The sequence below is a fragment of the Burkholderia sp. Bp9143 genome (genome assembly GCF_003853645.1).
GTDB lineage: Bacteria > Pseudomonadota > Gammaproteobacteria > Burkholderiales > Burkholderiaceae > Burkholderia.
Map to the genome: position 1 here is coordinate 48,938 of NZ_QTPO01000007.1, position 22,999 is coordinate 71,936.

The 22,999-nt window shown below is 68.8% G+C and carries 25 protein-coding genes; 14 read left to right on the forward strand and 11 right to left on the reverse strand.

Features of this window, described 5'->3' with window-relative positions; all coding sequences use genetic code 11:
• Positions 1-2 precede the first annotated feature (2 nt).
• Positions 3-1,415: a cytochrome ubiquinol oxidase subunit I gene (locus DIE23_RS06885; RefSeq protein ID WP_124611420.1), complete on the reverse strand. Its 1,413-nt coding sequence runs from the start codon at positions 1,413-1,415 to the stop codon at positions 3-5.
• Positions 1,416-1,906: 491 nt separating this feature from the next.
• Between DIE23_RS06885 and DIE23_RS06890 the strand changes: the two genes are divergently transcribed.
• The 3 genes from DIE23_RS06890 to ltaE all read left to right on the forward strand — a co-directional run bounded on the left by DIE23_RS06890 (position 1,907) and on the right by ltaE (position 4,000).
• Complete coding sequence (locus tag DIE23_RS06890) at positions 1,907-2,233, forward strand: hypothetical protein (protein ID WP_124611421.1); 327 nt, start codon at positions 1,907-1,909, stop codon at positions 2,231-2,233.
• Positions 2,234-2,246: 13 nt separating this feature from the next.
• Positions 2,247-2,774, forward strand: coding sequence for a YMGG-like glycine zipper-containing protein (locus DIE23_RS06895; protein ID WP_124611422.1), 528 nt, complete (start codon positions 2,247-2,249; stop codon positions 2,772-2,774).
• Positions 2,775-2,986: 212 nt separating this feature from the next.
• Complete coding sequence (ltaE, locus tag DIE23_RS06900; RefSeq protein ID WP_124611423.1) at positions 2,987-4,000, forward strand: low-specificity L-threonine aldolase; 1,014 nt, start codon at positions 2,987-2,989, stop codon at positions 3,998-4,000.
• Positions 4,001-4,114: 114 nt separating this feature from the next.
• Here the strand turns inward: ltaE and DIE23_RS06905 are convergent, their stop codons facing one another.
• Positions 4,115-4,327, reverse strand: a complete 213-nt coding sequence (locus tag DIE23_RS06905) for a DUF1059 domain-containing protein (RefSeq protein WP_057925608.1) — start codon at positions 4,325-4,327, stop codon at positions 4,115-4,117.
• Between the two features lie 159 nt (positions 4,328-4,486).
• Positions 4,487-5,392, reverse strand: a complete 906-nt coding sequence (locus DIE23_RS06910; RefSeq protein WP_124611424.1) for an HTH-type transcriptional regulator ArgP — start codon at positions 5,390-5,392, stop codon at positions 4,487-4,489.
• A 239-nt stretch (positions 5,393-5,631) separates the two neighbouring features.
• Here DIE23_RS06910 and DIE23_RS06915 point away from each other — a divergent pair, with 239 nt between their 5' ends.
• The 3 genes from DIE23_RS06915 to DIE23_RS06925 all read left to right on the forward strand — a co-directional run bounded on the left by DIE23_RS06915 (position 5,632) and on the right by DIE23_RS06925 (position 8,250).
• A complete protein-coding gene (locus DIE23_RS06915; protein ID WP_124611425.1) occupies positions 5,632-6,285 on the forward strand; it encodes a peroxiredoxin in 654 nt (217 codons plus the stop codon).
• Between the two features lie 110 nt (positions 6,286-6,395).
• Positions 6,396-7,466 (forward strand): MBL fold metallo-hydrolase, encoded by a 1,071-nt coding sequence (locus DIE23_RS06920; protein WP_124611426.1) that lies wholly within the window; start codon positions 6,396-6,398, stop codon positions 7,464-7,466.
• 124 nt (positions 7,467-7,590) lie between these two features.
• Complete coding sequence (locus DIE23_RS06925) at positions 7,591-8,250, forward strand: glutathione S-transferase family protein (RefSeq protein WP_124611427.1); 660 nt, start codon at positions 7,591-7,593, stop codon at positions 8,248-8,250.
• Positions 8,251-8,386: 136 nt separating this feature from the next.
• Here the strand turns inward: DIE23_RS06925 and DIE23_RS06930 are convergent, their stop codons facing one another.
• Both DIE23_RS06930 and DIE23_RS06935 read right to left on the reverse strand, forming a co-directional pair.
• The gene (locus DIE23_RS06930; RefSeq protein ID WP_124611428.1) at positions 8,387-9,082 is read right to left on the reverse strand and encodes a phosphatase PAP2 family protein; all 696 of its coding nucleotides are present in this window, start codon (positions 9,080-9,082) and stop codon (positions 8,387-8,389) included.
• Positions 9,083-9,511: 429 nt separating this feature from the next.
• Positions 9,512-10,744, reverse strand: coding sequence for an MFS transporter (locus tag DIE23_RS06935; RefSeq protein WP_124611429.1), 1,233 nt, complete (start codon positions 10,742-10,744; stop codon positions 9,512-9,514).
• 100 nt (positions 10,745-10,844) lie between these two features.
• Between DIE23_RS06935 and DIE23_RS06940 the strand changes: the two genes are divergently transcribed.
• Positions 10,845-11,828: a LysR family transcriptional regulator gene (locus tag DIE23_RS06940; protein ID WP_124611430.1), complete on the forward strand. Its 984-nt coding sequence runs from the start codon at positions 10,845-10,847 to the stop codon at positions 11,826-11,828.
• An 18-nt stretch (positions 11,829-11,846) separates the two neighbouring features.
• Here DIE23_RS06940 and DIE23_RS06945 read toward each other — a convergent pair whose 3' ends face one another.
• Positions 11,847-12,485, reverse strand: a complete 639-nt coding sequence (locus tag DIE23_RS06945) for a 2-hydroxychromene-2-carboxylate isomerase (protein ID WP_124611431.1) — start codon at positions 12,483-12,485, stop codon at positions 11,847-11,849.
• A gap of 135 nt (positions 12,486-12,620) precedes the next feature.
• The gene (locus tag DIE23_RS06950) at positions 12,621-13,442 is read right to left on the reverse strand and encodes an IclR family transcriptional regulator (RefSeq protein WP_124611432.1); all 822 of its coding nucleotides are present in this window, start codon (positions 13,440-13,442) and stop codon (positions 12,621-12,623) included.
• A 174-nt stretch (positions 13,443-13,616) separates the two neighbouring features.
• Here DIE23_RS06950 and DIE23_RS06955 point away from each other — a divergent pair, with 174 nt between their 5' ends.
• The 4 genes from DIE23_RS06955 (at position 13,617) to DIE23_RS06970 (ending at position 18,412) form a co-directional block, all read left to right on the forward strand.
• Positions 13,617-14,603, forward strand: coding sequence for a hydroxymethylglutaryl-CoA lyase (locus tag DIE23_RS06955; protein ID WP_124611433.1), 987 nt, complete (start codon positions 13,617-13,619; stop codon positions 14,601-14,603).
• Positions 14,600-15,895: a CaiB/BaiF CoA-transferase family protein gene (locus tag DIE23_RS06960; protein ID WP_124611434.1), complete on the forward strand. Its 1,296-nt coding sequence runs from the start codon at positions 14,600-14,602 to the stop codon at positions 15,893-15,895. Before DIE23_RS06955 ends, DIE23_RS06960 begins: the two co-directional genes overlap by 4 nt.
• Positions 15,896-15,978: 83 nt before the next feature.
• Positions 15,979-17,286, forward strand: a complete 1,308-nt coding sequence (locus tag DIE23_RS06965) for an MFS transporter (RefSeq protein ID WP_124611435.1) — start codon at positions 15,979-15,981, stop codon at positions 17,284-17,286.
• A 1-nt stretch (position 17,287) separates the two neighbouring features.
• Positions 17,288-18,412: an amidohydrolase gene (locus DIE23_RS06970; protein ID WP_124611436.1), complete on the forward strand. Its 1,125-nt coding sequence runs from the start codon at positions 17,288-17,290 to the stop codon at positions 18,410-18,412.
• A 32-nt stretch (positions 18,413-18,444) separates the two neighbouring features.
• On the opposite strand, the gene DIE23_RS06975 is transcribed toward DIE23_RS06970, so the two are convergent.
• The 3 genes from DIE23_RS06975 to DIE23_RS06985 form a co-directional block, all read right to left on the reverse strand.
• Positions 18,445-18,921 (reverse strand): SRPBCC family protein, encoded by a 477-nt coding sequence (locus DIE23_RS06975; RefSeq protein WP_124611437.1) that lies wholly within the window; start codon positions 18,919-18,921, stop codon positions 18,445-18,447.
• A 121-nt stretch (positions 18,922-19,042) separates the two neighbouring features.
• Complete coding sequence (locus tag DIE23_RS06980; protein WP_124611438.1) at positions 19,043-19,528, reverse strand: SRPBCC family protein; 486 nt, start codon at positions 19,526-19,528, stop codon at positions 19,043-19,045.
• Positions 19,491-19,868 (reverse strand): helix-turn-helix transcriptional regulator, encoded by a 378-nt coding sequence (locus DIE23_RS06985; RefSeq protein WP_124611552.1) that lies wholly within the window; start codon positions 19,866-19,868, stop codon positions 19,491-19,493. Before DIE23_RS06985 ends, DIE23_RS06980 begins: the two co-directional genes overlap by 38 nt.
• Positions 19,869-20,063: 195 nt before the next feature.
• Between DIE23_RS06985 and DIE23_RS06990 the strand changes: the two genes are divergently transcribed.
• Together DIE23_RS06990 and DIE23_RS06995 are read left to right on the forward strand one after the other, a co-directional pair.
• Entirely contained in the window at positions 20,064-20,594 is a 531-nt protein-coding gene (locus DIE23_RS06990) for a GNAT family N-acetyltransferase (protein ID WP_124611439.1), read from the forward strand.
• 134 nt (positions 20,595-20,728) lie between these two features.
• Positions 20,729-21,307, forward strand: coding sequence for a hypothetical protein (locus tag DIE23_RS06995; RefSeq protein ID WP_124611440.1), 579 nt, complete (start codon positions 20,729-20,731; stop codon positions 21,305-21,307).
• Between the two features lie 31 nt (positions 21,308-21,338).
• Here the strand turns inward: DIE23_RS06995 and DIE23_RS07000 are convergent, their stop codons facing one another.
• The gene (locus DIE23_RS07000) at positions 21,339-21,923 is read right to left on the reverse strand and encodes a TetR/AcrR family transcriptional regulator (protein WP_124611441.1); all 585 of its coding nucleotides are present in this window, start codon (positions 21,921-21,923) and stop codon (positions 21,339-21,341) included.
• A 343-nt stretch (positions 21,924-22,266) separates the two neighbouring features.
• Between DIE23_RS07000 and DIE23_RS07005 the strand changes: the two genes are divergently transcribed.
• Positions 22,267-22,971: an SDR family oxidoreductase gene (locus tag DIE23_RS07005; protein WP_124611442.1), complete on the forward strand. Its 705-nt coding sequence runs from the start codon at positions 22,267-22,269 to the stop codon at positions 22,969-22,971.
• Positions 22,972-22,999: the final 28 nt, after the last annotated feature.

The following is a 22,999-nucleotide window of genomic DNA, read 5'->3' on the forward strand; positions in this document are numbered from 1 at the left end:
GCTCAGACGGTCTCGATCAGCTCGTCGACGGCCGACATCGGGCGGCGCGCGGTGTGATCGGGGCGCGTGTCGGGGGTGTCGTCGTGCTTGACGTCGGGCAGCGCGGGGCCGGCCTTCATCAGCTTCAGCATGTAGTACACGCCGGTGCCGAACACGAGGAAGTACACGATCACGAACGTCATCATCGACAGGCTGACCTGCTGCACCGACAGCGGCGACACGCCCTGCGCGGTGCGCATCACGCCATACACGACCCACGGCTGGCGGCCTGCCTCGGTCGTCACCCAGCCCGCGAGCAGCGAAACGAAACCGGTCGGGCCCATCACGAGCGCGAAGCGCTGGAACCACTTCGATTCATACAGGCTGCCGCGGCGGCGCAGCAGCCAGGCGAGCGCGGCGAGACCAATCATCGCGAAGCCCAGGCCGACCATGATCCGGAAGCTCCAGAACACGACCGTCGAATTCGGGCGGTCTTCAGGCGGGAAGTCCTTCAGCCCGCGGATCTCGCCGTCCCAGCTGTGCGTGAGGATCAGGCTGCCGAGGTGCGGCACCTTCACCGCGTAGCGGGTCGTCTCGGCCTTCATGTCCGGAATGCCGAACAGGTTGAGTGGCGTGCCGCCCTTCTCGGTTTCCCACAGCCCTTCGATCGCGGCGATCTTCGCGGGCTGGTGCTTCAGCGTGTTGATGCCGTGCTGGTCGCCGATCACGGCCTGCAGCGGCGCGAGCACCAGCAGCAGCCACAGCGCCATCGAGAACATCTTCTTCACACCCTTGTCGCGGCGGCCCTTCAGCAGGTGCCAGGCGCCCGTCGCGGCGACGACCAGCGCGGCGACGATGAACGCGGCGATCGCCATGTGGAACAGGCGGTACGGGAACGACGGGTTGAAGATGATCGCGAACCAGTCGGTCGGCACGACGCGGCCGTCGACGATCTCGAAGCCCTGCGGCGTCTGCATCCAGCTGTTCGACGCGAGGATCCAGAACGTCGAGATCAGCGTGCCGATCGCGACCATCAGCGTCGCGCCGAAGTGCGCGCGCGGGCTCACGCGATTCCAGCCGAACAGCATGATCCCGAGGAAGCCGGCTTCGAGGAAGAACGCGGTCATCACCTCGTACATCAGCAGCGGGCCGGTGACGGCGCCGGCGAAGCTCGAGAAGCCCGACCAGTTGGTGCCGAACTGATAGCTCATGACGACGCCGGAGACCACGCCCATGCCGAATGCGACCGCGAAGATCTTCGACCAGAACAGGCACAGCGTTTTGTAGTACTGCTTGCCGGTCTTCAGCCAGCGATATTCGAGCACGGCGATGAAGCTGGCGAGGCCGATGCTCAGCGCCGGGAAGACGATGTGAAAGGAGACGGTGAACGCGAATTGCAGGCGGGCCAGATCGAGGGCCGAAAGTGCGGTGTCCATACCAGATGACCGAGGCTGACGATACCCGCCGGCGGGTGCCGGCGGCCCCCGGCCGACGGGGCATCGGGGTTGGCTGGAGTATGTGCCGCGATGTTGCGCCGCGAAATGCGCCAACTCGTCGCAGATGTCCAGCCCGGCGCGCGCGATTTCGGGATAAATCGTTGATTCGAATCAACAACACCGATCGTCACGTGCGCGATCGTGACGTGGCGGTCTGCCGCACGTGCGTCAATATGGCGCGTCGCGTCATCGGAACGGCTCGTTGCAAACCCGCGTGCCGCGTGGCGCCGCCGCACGCAACCGATCCGTTTCGGCGCGTTGGCGCGTAACGCGTGCGGTCCCGCTGGCGGGCCCTGGCTGACGGGGTCTGTCACATTGGTAACGTCGCGCAACATTGGCGCCCGCGCCTGTTATGGCTGGCGAATCGCGCACGGCGTAGCGTTCGATATGTCGGGTTCGTATCGACGAACCGTCCTGCCGGAGAACGTGACGTGAACGGATTGAAGCTCGCGCTGGGCGCGGCCGCCGCGGTGGCCGTCGCGACGGGCGGCGTGGCGCATGCCGCTCGGGTCGGCGTGTATGTCGGCGCCGGTTACCCGTATTACTACCCCGTCGTTCCGGCGCCGTACTACTACCCGCCGCCCGTCGTCGTGGTGCCCGTCGAGCCCGGCCCGCTGCCGGAATACGTCGAGAAGGAACAGCCGCAGCAAGGTGGCGGTGCGGACGTCTGGTACTACTGCGACGCGTCGAAGCATTACTACCCGTATGTGAAGACCTGCAAGTCGGGCTGGCGATCGGTGCCGGCGCGGCCGCAATGAGGGAGGCCCGACGATGAACCCCATGATTCGACCGCTGCGCGTGCCGGCCGTGCTGGCGCTGGCCGGCCTGCTCGGCGCGTGCGCGTACGTGCCGACCGGGCCCAGCGTGATGGCGCTGCCGGGTACCGGCAAATCGTTCGACCAGTTCCGCGTCGACGACGCGAACTGCCGCCAGTACGCATTCCAGCAATCGGGCGGTGTGAGCGCCGGGCAGGCGTCGACCGCGAGCGCGGTCGGCAGCGCGGCCGTCGGCACCGCGCTCGGCGCGGCCGCGGGTGCCGCGTTCAACGGCGGCTCCGGCGCGGCCGTCGGCGCGGGTGCCGGGCTGCTCGCGGGCAGCGTCGTGGGCGCGGGAGCCGCGCAGGGCTCGGCCTACGACGTCCAGCGCCGCTACGACTACGCGTACCTGCAGTGCATGTACGCAACCGGCAACCGCGTGCCGGTGCCGGGCGGGATGAGCGGCGGATATGGCGGAGGCGCGCAGCGTGCGGCACCGCCGATGCCGCCGCCCGGCGTCCAGCCGCCGCCGCCGCGTTATTGACGATGCCGCCCCGAAGCCGGCCGTGCCGGCGCGGGGCGCGTCGCTGCGTGCCGGTCGCGGCGGGACCGTGCGTCCGTCGAGCACGATCGATCGCCGCTCCCTTGTGCGGCGCGATGCATCGGCAATCGCTGCGCGAATTGCGTACACTCTGAGTCTCGTTTCGGCAGGGCCGGGCGCATCGGTTCCGGTCCGCGTTCACTCAGGGCACGAAGATGATCGATTTACGCAGCGATACCGTGACACGTCCGAGCCAGGCGATGCTGGCCGCGATGACTGCCGCCGAAGTCGGCGACGACGTATGGGGCGACGACCCGACCGTACTGCGCTTGCAGGCGGTCGCGGCCGAGCGGGCCGGCAAGGAAGCCGGTCTGTTCTTCCCGAGCGGCACGCAGAGCAACCTGGCCGCGCTGATGGCCCATTGCGAACGCGGCGACGAATACATCGTCGGCCAGCTCGCGCACACCTACAAGTACGAAGGCGGCGGCGCGGCCGTGCTCGGCAGCATCCAGCCGCAGCCGATCGAGAACGCGCCCGACGGCACGCTGCCGCTCGCGAAGATCGCCGCGGCGATCAAGCCGATCGACAACCACTTCGCCCGCACGCGGCTGCTCGCGCTCGAAAACACGATCGGCGGCCAGGTATTGCCGGACGGCTATGTGCAGGAAGCCGTCGCGCTCGCGCGCAGCCGCGGGCTCGCCGCGCACCTCGACGGCGCGCGCGTATGCAATGCGGCCGTCGCGTCGGGCCGTCCGATCGCGGAACTGTGCGCGCCGTTCGATACCGCGTCGATCTGTTTCTCGAAAGGGCTCGGCGCGCCGGTCGGCTCGGTGCTGGTCGGCCATCGCGCGCTGGTCGAGCGCGCGCAGCGCTGGCGCAAGGTGCTGGGCGGCGGGATGCGGCAGTCGGGCATCCTCGCGGCGGCCTGCCTGTATGCGCTCGATCACAACGTCGAACGGCTGGCCGACGATCACGCGAACGCCGCGCATCTCGCGGCAGGCCTCGCACGCATCGAGCCGGTGAAGGTGCTGTCGCACGCGACGAACATGGTGTTCGCGCAATTCCCCGAAGCCGATTGCGCGCCGCTCGAGGCGTGGCTCAAGGAGCGCGGGATCCTCACGCAGATGCTGTATGCGTCGCGTTTCGTCACGCACTGCGACGTGTCGCGTGCGGACATCGATACCTTCATCGACGCGGTCGGCGCGTATTTCGCGCAACGGCGCGCGTAAGGCGGAATGCGCCGGCCGGCGGGGGCGCCGGCGCGTCGTGGCGCGAAGCCGGAAGCGGGAAGGCGATTGGGGCGACGCTGCAACCCGTCGGTCGATATCCGGCGTGCCGGCGGATTACGCCTGCCGGGGCGTGTCGACCGGCGGCGTGCCGTCGCGGAATAGGGATTTCAGTTGCGTGCGCAGTTCGGCGCTGTCGGTGTGCTGGTGTACCGAGACCGCATGTTGTACGGCGGCTTCCAGCAGTTCGTTGTCGGAGTCGGCGGAAATCGCGACCGAGCAATTCATCGCGCTGGGGAACTCGCGGCAATCGATATAGCGGCGGGACATGATGTTCTCCTCACGGGAAAGGAAACGGCGGGATTTGCATGATCGGCCGCGCGGCGCGTTCGCGAGGCCGATGAAAAAAGTATAGGCGGCGCGGCGGGGTTTCTCGCCGCCATGCGCACCGCACCACGTGCCGCGCCGGCGATGTCGACCGCCCGCCCGTCACGGCAGCGGCGCGAGCAACCGGCGCGCCGCTTCGACCACCCGTGCGGACAGCGACGCCATCGTCGGCGACTGCACGGTCCACGCGTGCCAGTACAGCGCGATGTCGGTCGGATGCATGGGCGCGAGATCGACGAGCCCCTGCGCGTCGAGCGGCGCGCCGCCGATCAGCGGCTCCGGCACCATCGCGTAGCCGAGCCCGTGCCGCACCGCCGCGAAATGCGCGTGCGTGCCCGGCACGTAGTGGCACGGATACGCACCTTCGGGCAATCCGAACTTCTCCTTCAGGAACGTGGACTGCAGCGTGTCGCGCCGCGAATACGCGACGACGGGCGCATGGCGCGCGCTCGTGCGGTTCAGGCCGCGCGGAAACCAGCGCACCGCGAACGCGGCGGCGGCGAGCAGCCGGTAGCGCATCGTGCCGAGCGGCGTCGCGACGCAGCCGCGCATCGGTTTCGGCTCGGTCGTCACGCAACCGACGGCCATCCCGCTTTCGAGCAGCGCGAACGTGTGGTCCTGGTCCTCGACGATCAGTTCGAACAGGATGCGCTCGCCCGCGAGCACCGACGTCAGCGCGGGCAGGAACCAGGTGCCGAGGCTGTCGGAGTTCAGCGCGATCGTGACCGAGATCGGCGATTCGCGCTCGGTTGCGAGCGTGCTTTGCAGGTCGGCCTGCAGCAGCGCGACGCGGCGCAGGTGCTGCAGCACGCGCTGTCCGGCCACCGTCGGCCGGCACGGCCGCGTGCGCAGCACGAGCGGTGTGCCGAGGCTCGCCTCCAGCGCGCGGACCCGCTGCGTGACGGCGGACGCGGTCACGTGCAGGCGCACGGCGGCCTGCTCGAAGCTGCCGGTGTCGGCGACGGCCAGCAGCGCGGCGGCCTGCTTCGGATCGATCGTCATCGACATGTCGACGCAATTCCTGTGAACGTAAGACGAGAGGCCGTAGTGTAAGGCAGCACGCGCCGCCGGCCCGACGCGGCCAATCGTCCCGCCGTCCACCGGCGGCGCGCGCATTTTGACCTACCCTATAGAAACGCGCGGCGCCCGACCGGTGCCAGGCCGGCTTGCCGCGCGCGGACGATCGTGTGCCGCGCGGATGCCGCGGCGCGGGCGTCATGACGATTCCCATTTGACGGAGGACGAACATGTCGATTCGAATAGGCGAGGACGCGCCCGATTTCACCGCGGAGACCACCGAGGGCACGATCCGTTTTCATGAATGGATCGGCGATCACTGGGCGATCCTGTTTTCCCATCCGAAGGATTTCACGCCGGTATGCACGACCGAACTCGGCTACATGGCCGGGCTCAAGCCGGAATTCGACAAGCGCGACACGAAGATCATCGGGCTGTCGATCGATCCTGTCAGCGACCACCGGAAGTGGGTGGCGGACATCGCGGAAACGCAGGGCCATGCGGTCAACTATCCGCTGATCGGCGACGACGACCTGAAGGTCGCGAAGCTCTACGACATGATCCATCCGAGCGCGAGCGGCGGCCCGCGCACCGCGGTCGACAACGCGACCGTGCGCTCGGTGTTCGTCATAGGGCCGGACAAGAAGGTCAAGGCGATGCTCGTCTATCCGATGAGCGCCGGCCGCAACTTCGACGAGGTGCTGCGCCTGCTCGACGCGCTGCAACTCAACGCGCGGCATACGGTGGCGACGCCGGTCAACTGGAGGCCCGGCGACGATGTCATTATTCCGACCTCGGTGTCGGACGATGCTGCGAAGCAAAAATATCCGCAGGGCTTCCGGACGCTGAAGCCGTACCTGCGGTTCGTGCCGCAGCCGCACTGACGGCTCGGCCCGTACGCAACGGGGTGGCCCGCACGCCGGTGCGCCGGCGACGTGCGGGCCGAACAATCCGAACAACAGTAGGCATGAATACGCGACGGAGCGACTTCGCCATGATCTTCCGGCAACTTTTCGACCCGCAATCGTCGACCTACACGTATCTGCTCGGCGACCGCGGATCGCGCGAAGCGCTGCTGATCGACCCGGTGTTCGAGCAGGTGCGCCGTGACGCGGCGCTGCTCGACGAACTCGGGCTGCGCCTCGTCGCGACGATCGATACGCACGTGCACGCCGATCACGTGACGGGCGCGTGGCTGCTGAAGCAGCGCACCGGCAGCACGATCGCGATTTCGGCCGCGAGCGGCGCGCAGGGCGCCGACCGCTACCTGAACGACGGCGATCGCTGCGCATTCGGCAGCCGTTACCTGACCGTGCGCGCGACGCCGGGGCATACGAACGGCTGCATCAGCCTCGTGCTCGACGACGAATCGATGGCGTTCACCGGCGACTGCCTGCTGATTCGCGGCACCGGCCGCACCGATTTCCAGCAGGGCGACCCGCGGGCGCTGTATCGCGCGGTCCACGGCCGGCTCTTCACGCTGCCGGCCGCGTGCCTGCTGTATCCCGCGCACGACTATCGCGGGCTGACGGTGACGAGCGTCGGCGAGGAACGGCGTTTCAATCCGCGCCTCGGCGGCGATCTCAGCGAAGACGATTTCGCGGGCTACATGCGCAACCTCGGGCTCGCGCATCCGCGCCAGATCGACGTCGCGGTGCCCGCGAACCTGCAGTGCGGCGTCGCCGCGAACGCGCCCGACGTGCAGGCGGTGCCCGACTGGGCGCCGCTCGTCTATACGTTCGCCGGATTCTGGGAAATCGATCCGCAGTGGCTCGAGGATCACCTGCCGGCGGTGCAGGTGGTCGACGTGCGCGAGCCGGACGAATTCACTGGCCCCCTCGGCCACCTGCCCGGCGCGACGCCGATTCCGCTCGGCGAACTGGCCGCGCGCACCGGCGAGCTCGCGCGCGACCGGCCGATCGTGACCGTGTGCCGCGCGGGCGGCCGCTCCGCGCAGGCGACCGTGATCCTGAAGAAGGCCGGTTTCGACGCAGTCGCGAACCTCGGGGGCGGGATGCTGCGCTGGCGGGGCGAAGGCCGCGTCGTGATGGACGGCCGATCGTAGCGGCGCGTTCGCGCGCAAAAAATTTATCGGACGGATGTCGAATCGGCCCGATGCCGTTCGTCGTCAAGGCATCCGATCACGTGGCGCTGCATGATGCGGCGCCGAAACCCCGAGAGACCCCGCGATGACGCCGACGCTATACGCCCATCCCTTTTCGTCCTACTGCCAGAAGGTGCTGACCGCGCTGTACGAGAACGGCACGCCGTTCGACTATCGCGTGCTCGCGCACGACGATCCGAAGCCGATGCAGGAATTGGCCGCGCTGTGGCCGATGAAGCGCTTCCCGGTGCTCGTCGACGCGGGCCGCACCGTGATCGAGGCGACGATCATCGTCGAGTACCTCGGCCTCTATCACCCGGGCCCCGTGCGGCTGGTGCCCGACGACCCGCGCGCGGCGCTGGAGGTGCGGATGATGGATCGTTTCTTCGACAACTATGTATCGACGCCGCAGCAGAAGGTCGTGTTCGATGCGCTGCGGCCGGCGCACGAGCGCGATGCGCGCGGCGTCGCCGATGCGCGCGCGATGCTCGAAACGTCATACGCGTGGCTGGACCAGAAGATGGCCGATCGCGAGTGGGCGGCCGGCGACCGCTTCAGCCTCGCCGACTGCGGCGCGGCGCCGTTCCTGTTCTACGCGGACTGGACGCACCGGATCGATCCGTCGTTCGCGAACGTGATCGCGTATCGCAAGCGGCTGCTTGCGCGGCCGTCGTTTGCGCGTGCGGTCGATGAAGCGCGGCCGTATCGTTCGTTCTTCCCGCTCGGCGCGCCCGATCGCGACTGACGTGCGCGGCCGCGGTTGCCGCAACGGCGACGACCTGGACGGCGGCGCGCGCAGGGCGCGAGGCCGCCGCGCAGGGCCGGCAGCGCGTGCCTGGACGTCGTGGTGACAGCAGCGGATGCATCACGGCGCCGTCCCGTTACATCGTCGTATGCTTGACCGACCGCGCGAGCGTCAGCAGTTCGTCGAACTGCGTGATCAGCTCGAAGCACAGCAGGAACGCGAGCGTATAGGCTGGCGCGGGGAAGCGCCGAATCGCCTCCAGCACCTGCGGCGCGAAGCGCGATCGAATCGCATCGCGCGTCAGCAGCCACGCGATCGCGATGCCGATAGCGGCACCGGCGATCAGATCGGTCGGGTAGTGATAGCCGAGATACGCGCGCGGCACGCAGATGAACACGACCGCATACAGCAGCGCGAGCACGCCGGCACGGCGCGCGATGATGAAGATGCCCGTCGCGATCGCCATCCACAGCATCGCGTGATCGCTCGGAAACGAACTCCAGGCCTGCAGCGTGGCCGCCCGCAGTTCCTCGGACGGGAAGTGCAGGTGCAGGTCGGGGTTGTAGATCGGCCGCACGCGGAACGGCAGGACTTTCGCGAGCAACCGGCCGAACGCGAGCGCGACGAGCCCGCTCGTGACCGTCGCGATGATCAGCTCGCGTTGCCGTTCGCGTTCCGGTCCCGGCTGGAACCACAGCCAGCACAGCACGGGGATGAGGATGAAGCCCTTGAACGTATAGAGGCCGGCGATCACGCGGATCGCGTGGTTCATTAGCGGTCCGAACGTGATGTGGGTGAGGAAGATCTGGATCGTGGTGTCGAAATTGTTCATGTTCTGGGACCCCGGCGGACACGCAGCACATGACATGCGGCCGGCAAGGATCAGGAAGCGCGCTCGCACCGGAGCGCAATGGGGGGCAAGTATGTCACCGGTAATTTCGAAGAAAATGGGAAAAAATACCGGGAATCCCCTGAGAAAACGCGATGTTCCGATGGGGCCGGATTGGAGAGGGCCGCGCGGTGCGGTCGAGTCGAATCCTCTGACGGTTGCATGCGGACCCTTCCGCGCCGGCGAAAAATAATCGGTTGAACCGGGCAATTCGGTGAGCCATCGCGGACCTTGCATCGGATGACCGAATGCGCGCCGCGTCTCGCACGGATCTGCCGCGCCGCGCCGGGCCGCGCAGCACCGAACGAAAACAAAAAGAAAAGGCGTGCAAGCCCTGTGAGCCTGCACGCCTCGTATGCGCGATGTCGAAAATTACCGACGCCACATGCGCACGGCCAGCGCCGCCAGCGACGTCGTCACCGCCAGCACGATCACCGCATTCCAGCCCAGTTGCGCGAGCAACGCACTGCCGAGCGCGGCACCGGCCGCCATCCCGATGAACATGCCGACGAACAGCACCGCGTTGAGCCGGCTACGTGACGCGGGATCGATCCGGTAGACGATCGCCTGGTGCGCGATCAGCGTGGCCTGCACGCCGAGATCGAAGCCGATCGTCGCGGCGGCGAGCAGCGCGAGCTGCGCATGCGGCGTCAGCAGCGGTGCGGCGGCCATCGCGGCGAACGACACCGTCGCGATCCCGATGCCGATGCGCGTGACACGCTCGGGACCGTGGTGATCGGCCATGCGTCCGGCGATGGGCGCGGCCAGTGCGCCGGCAGCGCCTGCGAGGCCGAATGCGCCGGCGGCCGCGCTGCCGAGGTGGAACGGCGCGCCGTGCAGCATCACCGCGAGCGTCGACCAGAATGCGCTGAACCCGACGGCGAGCAGCCCTTGCGCGAGTGCGGCGCGGCGCAGCGCGGGATGACGGCGCCACAGTTCGCCGAGCGACCCGATCAGCGCGCGATACGACAGCTGCGTGGTCGGCTCGAAGCGCGGCAGCCCGCGTGCGGCCACGACGCCGATCGCGGCGACGCTGGCGGCCGCGAGCGCGAACATCGCGCGCCAGCCGGCCGTTTCCGCCACGAAGCCGGCGACGACGCGCGACAGCAGGATGCCGAGCAGCAGCCCCGTCATCACCGTGCCGACAATGCGGCCGCGATGCGTGTCGTGCGCGAGTGTTGCGGCGGCGGGCACGACGTCCTGCGCCATGGTCGCGGTCAGGCCGATCGCGAAGCTCGCGGCCAGCAGCAGCCCGAGCGACGGCGCGACCGCCGCGAGCAGCAGCGCGGCCACCAGTGCGGCGGCTTTCGTCACGATCACGCGGCGCCGGTCGAAGCGGTCGCCGAGCGGCGCGAGCAGCAGGATGCCGAGCGCATAGCCGAGCTGCGTGAGCGTCGGCACGAAGCCGATCGCGCGCGCCGACGCGCCGAGATCGGGGCCGAGCGCGGCGAGCATCGGCTGCGCATAGTAGAGCGGCGCGACGCCGAGACCGGCCGCCGCGGCGAGCAGCAGCACGAGCCGGCGATCGGGCATCGAGGAGGCAGCCGCGTGGGCCGGTGCATGGGCCGCGCGGGGCGCGGCGTCGAGACGGGTCGGGGTGGACATCGCGTGCATCCTTGTTCGGGTATTGGATGGACGCGAGTGTGCCGACCGGCGGCCGGCCGTGGTAGTGCCGCCCGGTGCAGATTTGTTATACGCTTGGCGAATGACCGATGAAATCTCCACTTCGCCCGCTGCTGGCGGCTCTCCACGCGTTCAGACGGTGCCTGTCGATGGTGCCGGCTACCGTTTCGAGTTGATGGAAACCTTCGTACGCATAGTCGAGGCCGGCAGCCTGTCGGCCGCCGCCGCGCAACTGCATACGACGCAGCCGACCATCAGCCGGCGGCTGCAGACGCTCGAACGCTCGCTCGGGATGCGGCTGCTGCAGCGGACGACGCATGCGATGCGGCTGACCGTCGACGGCGAGCGCTGCTTCACGCGCGCGAAGGAGTTGCTGGCGAACTGGGCGGCGTTCGAGGCCGACCTGCGCGGCGCGCAGGAGGAGCCCGACGGCCTGTTGCGCGTCGCGGTCCCGCATGCGTTCGGGCAGGAGCGCTTCGTCGCGCCGCTTGCGCAGTTCCTGCGCGACTATCCGCGCGTATCGGTGGAATGGTTGCTGCAGGACGAAGTGCGCGATTTCGTCGGCAGCGGAATCGACTGCGCGATCCAGGTCGGCGAGCCGACCGATCCGTCCGTCGTCGCGATCCGGTTGACCAAGGTGCCGCGCTTCGTGGTGGCTGCGCCGTCCGTGCTGAACGGCGCCGACGTGCCCGCCGATCCCGACGCGCTCGCCGCGTTGCCGTGGCTTGCGCTGCGCACGTACTACCGGACCGAGCTGACGCTGACGCACGTCGTCACGGGCGACACGCGGCGCATCGCGATTCGTCCGCGCATCACGACCGCGAATCTCTACGCGCTGCGCAGCGCGGCGCTGCTCGGCGTCGGCGCGTGCGTTGGTTCGTCGTGGATGCTGGCGGATCATCTCGCGCGTGGCGAACTCGTGCATCTCGCGCCCGACTGGCAAGCCGCGCCGTTGCCGGTCTACCTGACCTACCCGCACGCGCAGTTCTATCCGTCGCGGCTCGTGCGCTTCGTCGCGATGATGCGCGAGGCCGTGCCGCCGCTCGTCGAGGGGCGCGACACGTAGGCGCCGTCGCGCGCGCCGTCAGCCGCGCCGGATGCCTTCGGGCAGCGCGCTGATGCGGCGCACTTCGGGCGAGTCGAGCCACGCGCGGGACGTCGCGCAGTCGACGAACATGTCGGTCGCATCCTCGCCCCAGAACAGGTCGCCGTCGAGTTCGAAGGTCGGCACGCCGAACACGCCGTGCGCGATCGCGTCGTCGGTGTTCGCGCGCAAGGCATCCTTCACCGGTTGCGCGTCGACGGCCGTCACGCCTTCGGGAAAGCCGACCGCCTCGCACAGCGCGGCGAAGCCCTCTGGCGTCGATACGTCCTGGCCGTCGCGCCAGATGTGCCGGAAGATCCGCCGGATCGCATCGGGCGTGTTGCCCATCGCGATCGCGAGACGCAGCGGCCGGATCGGGTTGAACGGATGCGCGGGCGGCATCCGGAATGGAATGCCGAGCTTGTCGGCCCGGTATTGCGCGTGGCGATAGGTAAAGATGCGCTTTGCCGCGATCTCGGCCGGCGCTTTCTGGCCCCAGTGGGTGAGCAGCGCACCGAGCACGATCGGTTTCGGCTCGTAGGCGGCGGCGGGCGGCAATTGGTCGAACCGTTCCTGCTGCAGGTACGCGAACGGCGAAACGAAATCGAAATACCAGGTGGCGGTGCGCGGGGCGTTCATCGTGGGGTTCCCTTGTGCGTGTCCGGACGGCAGTGGCATGTGCCGCGCCGGCGGGCGGCGCGCTGCATGCGTCGACGGCCAGTGTCGCATGCGGCCGCCTTTTGCGCTGTCGCAGCGCCGGACGCGCGTGGCCGGCTAAGGCTGCGCGGTGTCGTCCGGCGCCGCCGCGAACCGCGCGAGGCTGTCGCGCACGGCCTGCGCGTCGTAGCGCGCGCCTGCGCCACCGAGCGCGACGGTCGCCTTCTGCGCGAGCGGCAACAGCATCGCGAGCGCCGCGGCCATGGCCGGCGCGGCGGCAAGCCGCGATATCGGGCCCGACACCGTCAGCGCGCCGACGCAGTCGCCGGCCGCGCCGAACACCGGCACGGATGCCGACGCCGTCTCCGGGTCGCGCTCGCCGTACGACGCGGCCCACAACTGTTCGCGCACGTCGTCCCACCGTGCATCGTGCGGATCGGTGAACGCGAGCAGCACTTTCCCGGACGCCCCCTGGCGAACCGGAAACTCCTCGCCGACCCGGATCGACACACGCACCGTGCGCGCGGGTTCGACGCGGTAGAGCACCGAGCGCATGTCGCCATGGCGCACGTAGAACGATGCCGTTTCGCCGAGTTCGCGGCTCAGCGTCTCGAGCAACGGTTCGACGACCGGGCCGACCCGGAACGAGCGCTGATACAGCGCGGCGAGCCGCAACGGCTCGTGTCCGACCGCGTACTGGCCATCGTCGAGCTTGCGCATGAAGCCGCCGTGCTCGAGCGCGGCGAGTAGGCGCAGGATCGTGCTCTTGTACAGGCCGGTGCGGCGCGACAGCTCCGCGAGCGACAGCCGGTCGTCGGTTTGCCCGAAAGCGTGGAGGATCGCGAACGCGCGATCGAGGACGGCGACGCCGCTGGAGGTTTCGGCCGACGAATCGGGCGCTTCGTCGGTGTGATCTGCGGGAGTCGGGGTCGGGGGCACGGCTTGCGGTTCCTTGGCTGACGGTCGATCGACTATAGCGTTCTGTCTGATAGAACTCAAGTTCCAAAAAATCGCAATTTCACGGGTATACCCCGCTTACAGCCGATTCGGCACACCTCTAAAGTTCCGTCAAACAGAACGATGTTCTTTCAGATAGAACTTTTGAGGTATCGAATGAGCGTTTCCGAATATCCGAAGGTGCTGGTCAGCGAGGTCGGGCCGCGCGACGGGCTGCAGAGCATCAAGGCCGTTATGCGGACGGCCGACAAGTTGCGCTGGATCACCGCGCTTGCCGCGGCCGGCCTGCGCGAGATCGAGGTCGGGTCGTTCGTGCCCGCACGGCTGTTGCCGCAGATGGCCGACGTGCAGGCAGTCGTCGCGCATGCGCTGGCGATTCCCGGGCTGCACGTCGCCGCGCTCGCGCCGAACCTGCGTGGTGCCGAAAGCGCGTTCGAGGCGGGCGTCCACAAGCTGACGTTGCCGGTATCGGTGACAGAAGCGCACTCGCTGGCGAACATCCGCAAGACGCCGGCGCAGATGATCGACGAGGTGCGCGCGGTCGTCGCGCTGCGCGATGCGCGGTTTCCGGCGGTGCAGATCGAGGCGGGCGTGTCGGTCGCGTTCGGTTGCACGATCGCCGGCGCGGTCTCCGACGACGAGACGATCGCGATGGCGGTCGCGATGGCCGAATGCGGTGTCGACGAGATCGGGCTCTCCGACACGAGCGGCTACGCGAACCCGGCGCAGGTGCGCCGGCTGTTCATGCGCCTGCGGCGCGAAGTCGGCGACAAGGCCGGCGGCGCGCACTTCCACAACACGCGCGGGCAGGGGCTCGCCAACGTCGTCGCGGCGCTCGACGCCGGCGTGACGACGATCGACGCGAGCCAGGGCGGTCTTGGCGGCTGCCCGTATGCACCGGGCGCGACCGGCAACATCGTCACCGAGGATCTCGTGTTCCTGCTGGAGTCGATGGGGTACGACACGGGCGTCGACGCCGACGCGCTGCTCGCCGCGCGCGCGATCCTGCACGCGGCGTTGCCGGCCGAGGCGTTGTACGGCCACGTGCCGGACGCGGGGCTGCCGAAGGGGTTCCGGTATGCGGACGGCCGGGTGCCGACCGCGCCCCAACCGGAAGGATGCCTGACGGGAGTCGCGCAATGAACGATCGCCAACCGGCTTCGGCGCTGCCGTACGACGGCGTGCGCGTGATCGAGATGACGCACATGGTGATGGGCCCGACCTGCGGGATGCTGCTCGCGGATCTCGGTGCGGAAGTCATCAAGATAGAACCGATCGCGGGCGACAGCACGCGTGCGCTGCGCGGTTCCGGCGCGGGCTTCTTCGGGATGTTCAACCGCAACAAGAAGAGCCTCGCGGTCGACGTGAAGGATCCGCGCGGACTCGAGATCGTGCGGCGGCTCGTCGCGACGGCGGACGTCTTCAGCGAGAACTTCAAGAGCGGCACGATGGACCGGCTCGGCCTCGGTTATCCGGCGCTGTCCTCGCTGAATCCGCGCCTGGTGTACGTGTCGCACAAGGGCTTCCTGCCGGGGCCGTACGAACATCGCACCGCGCTCGACGAAGTGGTGCAGATGATGGGCGGCCTCGCGTACATGACGGGCCCCGAGGGCCGGCCGTTGCGTGCGGGCTCGAGCGTGAACGACATCATGGGCGGGATGTTCGGCGCGATCGGCGCGATGGCCGCGCTCGCGCAGCGCGAACGCACCGGGCGCGGCCAGCAGGTGCAGAGCTCGCTGTTCGAGAACAACGTGTTCCTCGTCGCGCAGCACATGATGCAGTTCGCGGTGACGGGGCAGGCCGCGTCGCCGATGCCGAGCCGCATTTCCGCATGGGCCGTCTACGACGTGTTTTCGGTGAAGGACGGCGAGCAGATCTTTCTCGCGGTCGTGTCGGACACGCAATGGGCGCTGTTTTGCGACGCCTTCGGCCTGGACGCGCTGAAGGACGATGCGCGCCTTGCGACCAACAACTTGCGCGTGCAGGCCCGCGAGTGGCTGCTGCCCGAACTGCGTGCGCGGCTCGCCGCGCATTCGGCGGCGGAGATCGGCGCGACGTTCGAATCGATCGGCCTGCCGTATGCGCCGATCACGAAGCCCCAGGACCTGTTCGACGATCCGCATCTGCTCGCGACCGGCGGCCTCGAAGCCGTGACGCTGCCGGCCGACGCGAGCAGCGCCGGCCGGCCGGTCGACACGCGCACCGCGCTGCTGCCGCTGACGCTCGCGGGCGAGCGCCTGCGGTTGCGTTCGGCGCCGCCCGCGCTTGGTCAGGACACCTGCGCGCTGCTCGGCGAGCTGGGTTATACGCCGGACGAGGCCCGCGCGCTGATCGACGCCGGCGTTGTCGCGGGTCGGCACGGACACGGTGCGGATGGCCTGCCGCCGGGCGTACCGGCCGACACGCCTTCGCCGAACGAAGTGGCGAGCGCGTAGCGCCGCCGCGATCCATCGAACGAACAAGGCATCCCGGCCGCGTGATCGCGCGGTCGCGGAGTGCCGCATCCACGGAGACAACCATGACATCCGCTTCCCCGGCGCTGGCCGCCGATCGCGAGACCGACGCGTCGATCGAGCAACGGGCCGTGCGCAAGGCCGCATGGCGCTTCATTCCGCTGCTCGCGCTCGCGTACTTCTTCAACTACCTCGACCGCACGAGCGTCGGGTTCGCGGCGCTGACGATGAACCGCGATCTCGGCTTGACCGCGACGCAGTTCGGCTGGGGCGCCGGGATCATGTTCGCGGGCTATTGCGTGTTCGAAGTGCCGAGCAACCTCGCGCTGTACCGCTTCGGTGCGCGGCGCTGGCTCGCGCGCATCATGGTCACGTGGGGGCTGATGGCGGCGGCGACCGCGCTCGCGACGGGGCCGACCAGTTTCTATGCGATCCGGCTGCTGCTCGGCATCGGCGAGGCCGGTTTTTTCCCCGGCGTGATCTTCTTCCTCGCGGTGTGGTTCCCGGCGAGTTACCGCACGCGCGTGCTTGCCTGGTTCACCGTGTCGACACCGCTGTCGTCGCTGATCGGCGGCCCGCTGTCGACGTGGCTGCTGCAACTCGACGGCGCGCTCGGCCTTGCAGGCTGGAAGTGGATGTTCATCGTCGAAGGGCTGCCCGCGTGCGCGCTCGGCTTTCTCGTGCTGAAGCTCCTGTCCGACTCCCCGGCCACGGCTGCCTGGCTGTCGGACGACGAGCGTACCGCGCTGCAGCGCGCGTTCGAGCGCGAAGGCGCCGCCGCCGGCCGCAAGAAGCGCTTCGGCGTCGCGCTGCGAGACGTGCGCGTGTACCTGCTCGCGCTGATCTCGTTCGGCTTCACGATGGGCTCGTACGGCATCGGCATCTGGCTGCCGCAGATGCTGAAGGCGCACGGGATGTCCACGATGCAGACCGGCTGGTTGTCCGCGGTGCCTTACTTCTTCGCGACGATCGCGCTGCTGTGGTGGGCGAAGCGGGTGGACCGTCGCGGCGGCCCGGTCGCGAACCTGGCGATCGGGCTGGCCATCGGCGCGGTGGCGCTCGGCGTGTCGACCCACTTCCTGACGCTCGGGCCGGCGCTCGTCGGCATCACGCTCGCGCTGATCGGCACGATTGCGGGACGCACGATCTTCTATACGCTGCCTTCGCGCTTCCTGTCCGGCCAGGCAGCGGCCGGCGGGCTGGCGCTGATCAACTCGATCGGCGCGCTCGGCGGATTCGCGGGCCCTTATCTCGTCGGCTACCTGAAGGACAGCTTCGGCACCTTCACGGCCGGGATGCTCGGCCTCGCGATCGTCCTGGCGATCACGACGCTGCTCACGCTGTCGCTGTACGCATTCGACCGGAGCGAATGACATGACCTTTTCGATCAAACGACGCCGGCTGCTCGGCGCGGCCGCGGCATCGCTCGCGCTCCCTGCATTGGCCGATACGCGCACGCCGGCTGAAAACGGAGCTTCCCGCATGACGACGCAAAGCAACTATCTCGCGGTACGAAGCGACTGGCTCGCATCCGCGCTCGAACCCGCACTCGATCCGGATCTGCCGATCGTCGATGCGCATCACCACTTCTACGAGCGGCCGGGCTGGATCTATATGCTCGACGACTATCTGCAGGATGCGCGGTCCGGCCACAACATCCAGGCATCCGTCTACATGCAGGCGCTGACGCGCTATCGCGATGCGGGCCCGACCGAACTGAAGCCTGTCGGCGAGACGGCCTACGTCGCCGGCGTGACGGAGCCGCTGCAACGCAGCGGCCCGGCCGTCGCGAAAGGCATCGTCGGGCATGCGGACCTGAGGCTCGGCGCCCGCGTGCGCGACGTGCTCGAAGCGCATGTCGACGCGGGGCGCGGACGCTTTCGCGGCGTTCGGCACCTGAGTACGTGGGATGCCGATCCGTCGCTCGCCAACCCGTTGTCGGCGGTGCCGCGCGGGCTGCTGCTCGATCCCGCGTACCGGGCCGGCGTCGCGCAGCTCGCGCCGCTCGGACTGTCATACGACGCGTGGCTGTTCTTTCCGCAATTGCCCGAGCTGTTCGATCTGGCGAAGGCGAACCCCGACACGCGGATCGTCGTCAATCACTGCGGCGGCGTCGTGCGGATCGCGAGCTATGCGGACAAGCGGCCGGAAGTCTTCCAGCGCTGGTCGGCGTCGATGCGCGAACTCGCGCGGCTGCCGAACGTATTCGTGAAGGTCGGCGGCCTCGGCATGCGGATCAACGGGTTCGATTTCGAGAAGGGCGAGCGGCCGCCGTCGTCCGAACAGCTCGCCGACGCGTGGAAGCCATGGATGCATACGTGCATCGAGGCATTCGGCGCCGAGCGCTGCATGTTCGAGAGCAATTTCCCGGTCGACAAGGGCTCGTATTCGTACGTGAATGGCTGGAACGCGTTCAAGCGGCTGACCGCGCATGCAAGCCCGAACGAGCGTGCTGCGCTGTTCCGCGGGACCGTCTCGCGCGTGTACCGGCTGGGCTGACGCGTACCGCGCACGTCGCATCGCGCCAGGCCCTAGCCCGTCTCGACCAGCGCCGCGAGCCGGGCCAGCGCCATCCGCCAGCCGGTCTCGTTGTCGGCGGCCGGCACACCCGGCGGCACACCGTCGTGCACCGCATCGACGCGCGTGCCGCCGGCTTCGTCGGATAGTGTGATCGTGATCGTCATTGCGCCGCGCAGCATCGGATCGTCGGTTTCGAACACGTCGATCTCGACGATCCGCTCGTCGGGCACGAGCGTCACGAAGCGGCCGTGATAGGTGTCGGTGTGCGCGGTGGTCTTGCCGGTGCCGTCGGACGGTTCGTCATAGCTCAGCGACACGCGCAGCGCACCGCCTTCGCGCGCGTCGTATGCGTACACGCGGCACGTCATGCCGTCCGGCACTTTCCATTGTTCGACGGCGTGCGGATCGAGCAGCGCGCGGTAGACGCGCCCGCGCGGCGCGTTCAGGTGCCGGCTGACCCGGGTCGAATGCGTGTGCATGTGCAGCATGTGGCCTCCCGCGGAGCGCGCGCGACGGTGCACGCCGGATGCCGGCGTGTCGTCATGCTTCCTTCAGGAATCCTAGGCGCGTGCGCGGCGTCATGCAATCGGACCGTGCACGCGCTCGCATTCAGCGCAATGCGGCCGCGAATTCGTCGAGCTGCGTGATGCAGATGTTCCAGCCCTCGAAGAACCCGAGCGCCTCGTGGCGCTCGCGCGTCGCCGCGTCGGGATGCATCACGCGCGCCTCGTAGCGGCAGCCGGCGGCGTCATCCGCCATCGTGATGATGGCCGTGAAGCCCAGCCACGGCACCTGCGGCCGCCAGCCGCCCGCGAGCATCGACGTGAATACGATCCGCGCTTCCGGCACGATGTCGAGGAAGCAGCCGGGGTTGTTGCTCGTGCCGCCGTCGGGGCCGCGCATGAACGTGTGGAAGGCGCCGCCCGGGCGCAGGTCGAACGCACGGACTTCGGTGGTCCACGGTTTCGGGCACCACCATTCCTTCAGCAGTTCGGGATCGGTCCAGGCGCGCCAGAGCACCTGACGCGGCGCGCGCAGCGTGCGCGTGATGACGAGGTCATGGGCTTCGGCGGGGGCGACGTGGCTGGCTGACATGTGTTTGCTCCTCCTGGTGACGGCGTTCGACGAATTCCACGAGACGATCGGCGCGCGCTTCCCACAGCACGCGCTGCGAGGCGAGCCACTGCTCGGCTTCCGCCAGCCGGCCGCCGACCAGCTCGCAGGTGCGCGAGCGGCCGGTTTTCCGGGTCGTGACGAGGCCGCTGCGCTCGAGCACCGCCACGTGCTTCATGAACGACGGCAGCGCCATGTCGAACGGCGCGGCCAGTTCCGAGACGGTCCGCCCGCCATTGCCGAGCGCGCCGACGATCGCGCAGCGCGTCGGATCGGCGAGGGCGTGGAATACGTCGCTGATACCGGGTTTAAAGTTAGCCATGCGGCTAAGTATAGGCGATGCAGCGGGAATTTTCATCGCTTAGGATGATGGGGCGGTAACACGCGCCGGCCGGGCTGGGCGCCGTGTTGCCGGGCCCCGCCGCCGTTGCGCATGTATCGATCGCATGCCGGCGTTCCATTCGATCCGGGCGCACGCCGACCGAACGCGTGCCCCGCCTGATATACCGGAGAGGGTATGACAGAACCTGTTACCGTCCGCCGCGTCGACGCGAGCGAAGCGCATGCCTGCGTCGACGCGCTGGCCGACGTGCTGATCGATTGCGTCGAAGGCGGCGCGTCCGTCAGCTTCATGTTGCCGATCGAACGCTCAACCGCCGTCGCGTTCTGGACGCGTGTCGCCGACGGCGTCGCGAGCGGCGAGCGCATCCTGCTGGTCGCCGAGGATGCGGCCGGCCGGATCGTCGGCACCGTGCAGGTCGTAACCGCGCAGCCGGAGAATCAACCGCATCGCGCGGACATCGCGAAGATGCTCGTGTCCCGTCATGCGCGTCGGCAGGGGATCGCCGCGCGGCTGATGGCGGCCGCCGATCAAGCCGCGCGCGACGCAGGCAAGACGGTGCTCGTGCTCGACACCGTGACGGGCGGCGATGCCGAGCGCCTGTACGAGCGGGCCGGCTGGCAGCGCGTGGGCGTCGTGCCGAACTACGCGCTGATGCCCGACGGCGCGCTGTGCGCGACGACGTATTTTCACAAGCAGCTCGCGTAATGGGGCGGGATGCGATCCCGATCCGGTTTGCGTTCGACATGCGTGTGGGAAAGAAAAGCCGGCCGGCGGCAGTGCCGCTCCGATATATTCGTGCTGGAACACGCCACCACACCGCCACCGGAATTGCCGCCTCGATGAAACGCTCCCATGTCGCCTTTGCCCTCACGGGCCTGCTCGTCGCGCTTCCGATAGCCGCCTATGCGCTCGTCAAGCCGCTGCGCGTCGTCGCGCCCGCGCTGCTCCCCGGCGTGTCCTGCCCGAGCGCGGACATCTGCACGGACGATGCCGCGAAGTTCGGCGCCGCGCAGCAGCTCTATCGCGACGGCTATGCGCGCGCGGCGGCGGCCGTGGGCCCGTTTCGCGACGCACCGCGCGTCGTGTTCTGCTCGACGCGCGAGTGTGCCGACAAGTTCGGTCTAGGCGAACGCGCGGCACTGACGCTCGGGGATTTCGGCGTGGTCATCGCGCCGCGCGGCTGGCAGACGTACTTTCTCGCACACGAGCTGATCCACCACCGTCAGGCCGAAGTGCTCGGCAACCTCGCGGTCGCGACCAAGCCGCGCTGGCTGATCGAGGGAATGGCGTATGCGCTCAGCGACGATCCGCGTCATCCGCTGACGGAGCCGTTCGAGTCGTGGCGCACGCAATTCGCAGCGTGGCATGCCGCGCTCGGCCAGCAGCCGCTGTGGGACGCCGCAAGGGCTGTGGAATAGCGATCGCGCGCGACGGGCGCCCGCCGTGCCGCTATGCCGGCATGGCCGGATCGTCGGGCTGCCCGGCGAGCGTGCGCCGCCCCGCGTCGAGAATCTCGTCGGCCAGCGCCGGATCGGTGCCGGCGATCGCGCGCGACAGCACGAGCGCGCCGACCATCTGGCTCAAGGCCGCGATCGCGTCGCGGCGCGTGTCGGCCGCGGCCGAGCCTTCCGCGGCCACCATGCGTTCCAGCCGGTCGAGATACGCGGCGACGCCATGCGCGTAGCAGGCGCGCGCCGCGTCGGTCAGCCGAGGCGCGTCGCCCGCGAAGCCGGACAGCGGGCAGCCGGCTTCGACGTTGTCGCGATGCACGGTCGACAGGTACGACGTCACCTGTTGCGCGACGCTGCCGGCGTTCGGCGAATCCGCGCGGTCCTGCATGGCCTTTTCCATCACCGCGGCGACCAGCGCATCCTTCGATTTGAAGTGGTTGTAAAAGCCGCCCTGCGTGAAGCCGGCTTCCTTCATCAGCTCCGTCAACCCCACCGCGTCGACGCCGCGCACCCGGAACAGCCGCTCGGCGGCCGCGACGATCGCGTTGCGGTTTTCGGCGGCCTGTTGTCTCGAGACGCCCATCGATCCCTCCCTCATTCCTGCAATTGCGTCGATTGAAAAACACAATGGTGATCGCCATTGACGTGCCAGAGTCGCGCTGACACAATGCATCGCAAAGACAATGGTGATCGACATTGACATCAAGTGTAGCCGACTTCGGGAGCGAAGCGAAGCGCCCGGCGCGGCACGGCACGGATGGTCGTCGGCCCGGGTCTTGGGTGCGGAGGGCGAGGCGGCGGGCCTGCCGGTCTTCCGGCACCGGTGGTGCAACGGTTCGGTACGCAATGGCAGCGTGGTTTTTCACCGGATCCCGAGCGCGCGGCGAACCGGCGCGAACGGAATCTCCTATTGGAAAGGAACGATCATGAATATCGAAGGTGCAGTCGTTTTCGTCACGGGCGCGAACCGCGGGCTTGGCCTCGAGTTCGCGAAGCAGGCGCTCGAACGCGGGGCGCGGAAGGTCTATGCGGGTGCGCGCGATCCGGCCAGCGTGACGCTGCCGGGCGTGGTGCCCGTGAAGCTCGACGTGACCGATCCGGCGGCGGTCGCCGCGGCCGCCGACGCCGCGCGCGACGTCACGCTGCTGATCAACAACGCGGGCATCGCGCGGCTCGGCAGCCTGACCGACGACGGCGCGGTCGACGCATTGCGCGATCACCTCGAAACCAATGTGTTCGGAATGCTGGCGATGTCGCGTGCGTTCGCGGGAACGCTCGCCGGCCACGGCGGCGGCGCGATCCTGAACGTGTTGTCGGTGGCGAGCTGGGTGAACCGGCCGATCCTGTCGGGTTACGGCGTGTCGAAGTCGGCCGCGTGGGCGCTGACCAACGGGCTGCGGCATTCGCTGCGCGAGCAGCGCACGCAGGTGGTCGGGCTGCACGCCGGCTTCATCGATACGGACCTGACGCGCGGCCTCGACGTGCCGAAGGCGACGCCGGCCGACGTCGTGCGCCAGGCGTACGACGCGATCGAATCCGGGGCGGAGGAGGTGTCCACCGACGATTTCACGCGGCAGGTGAAGGCCACGCTGTCGGCCGGTGTGTATCTGGACGAGGCGACGCCGCTCTGACGTCGCCTGTGGAAGACTTGCCCGCCGC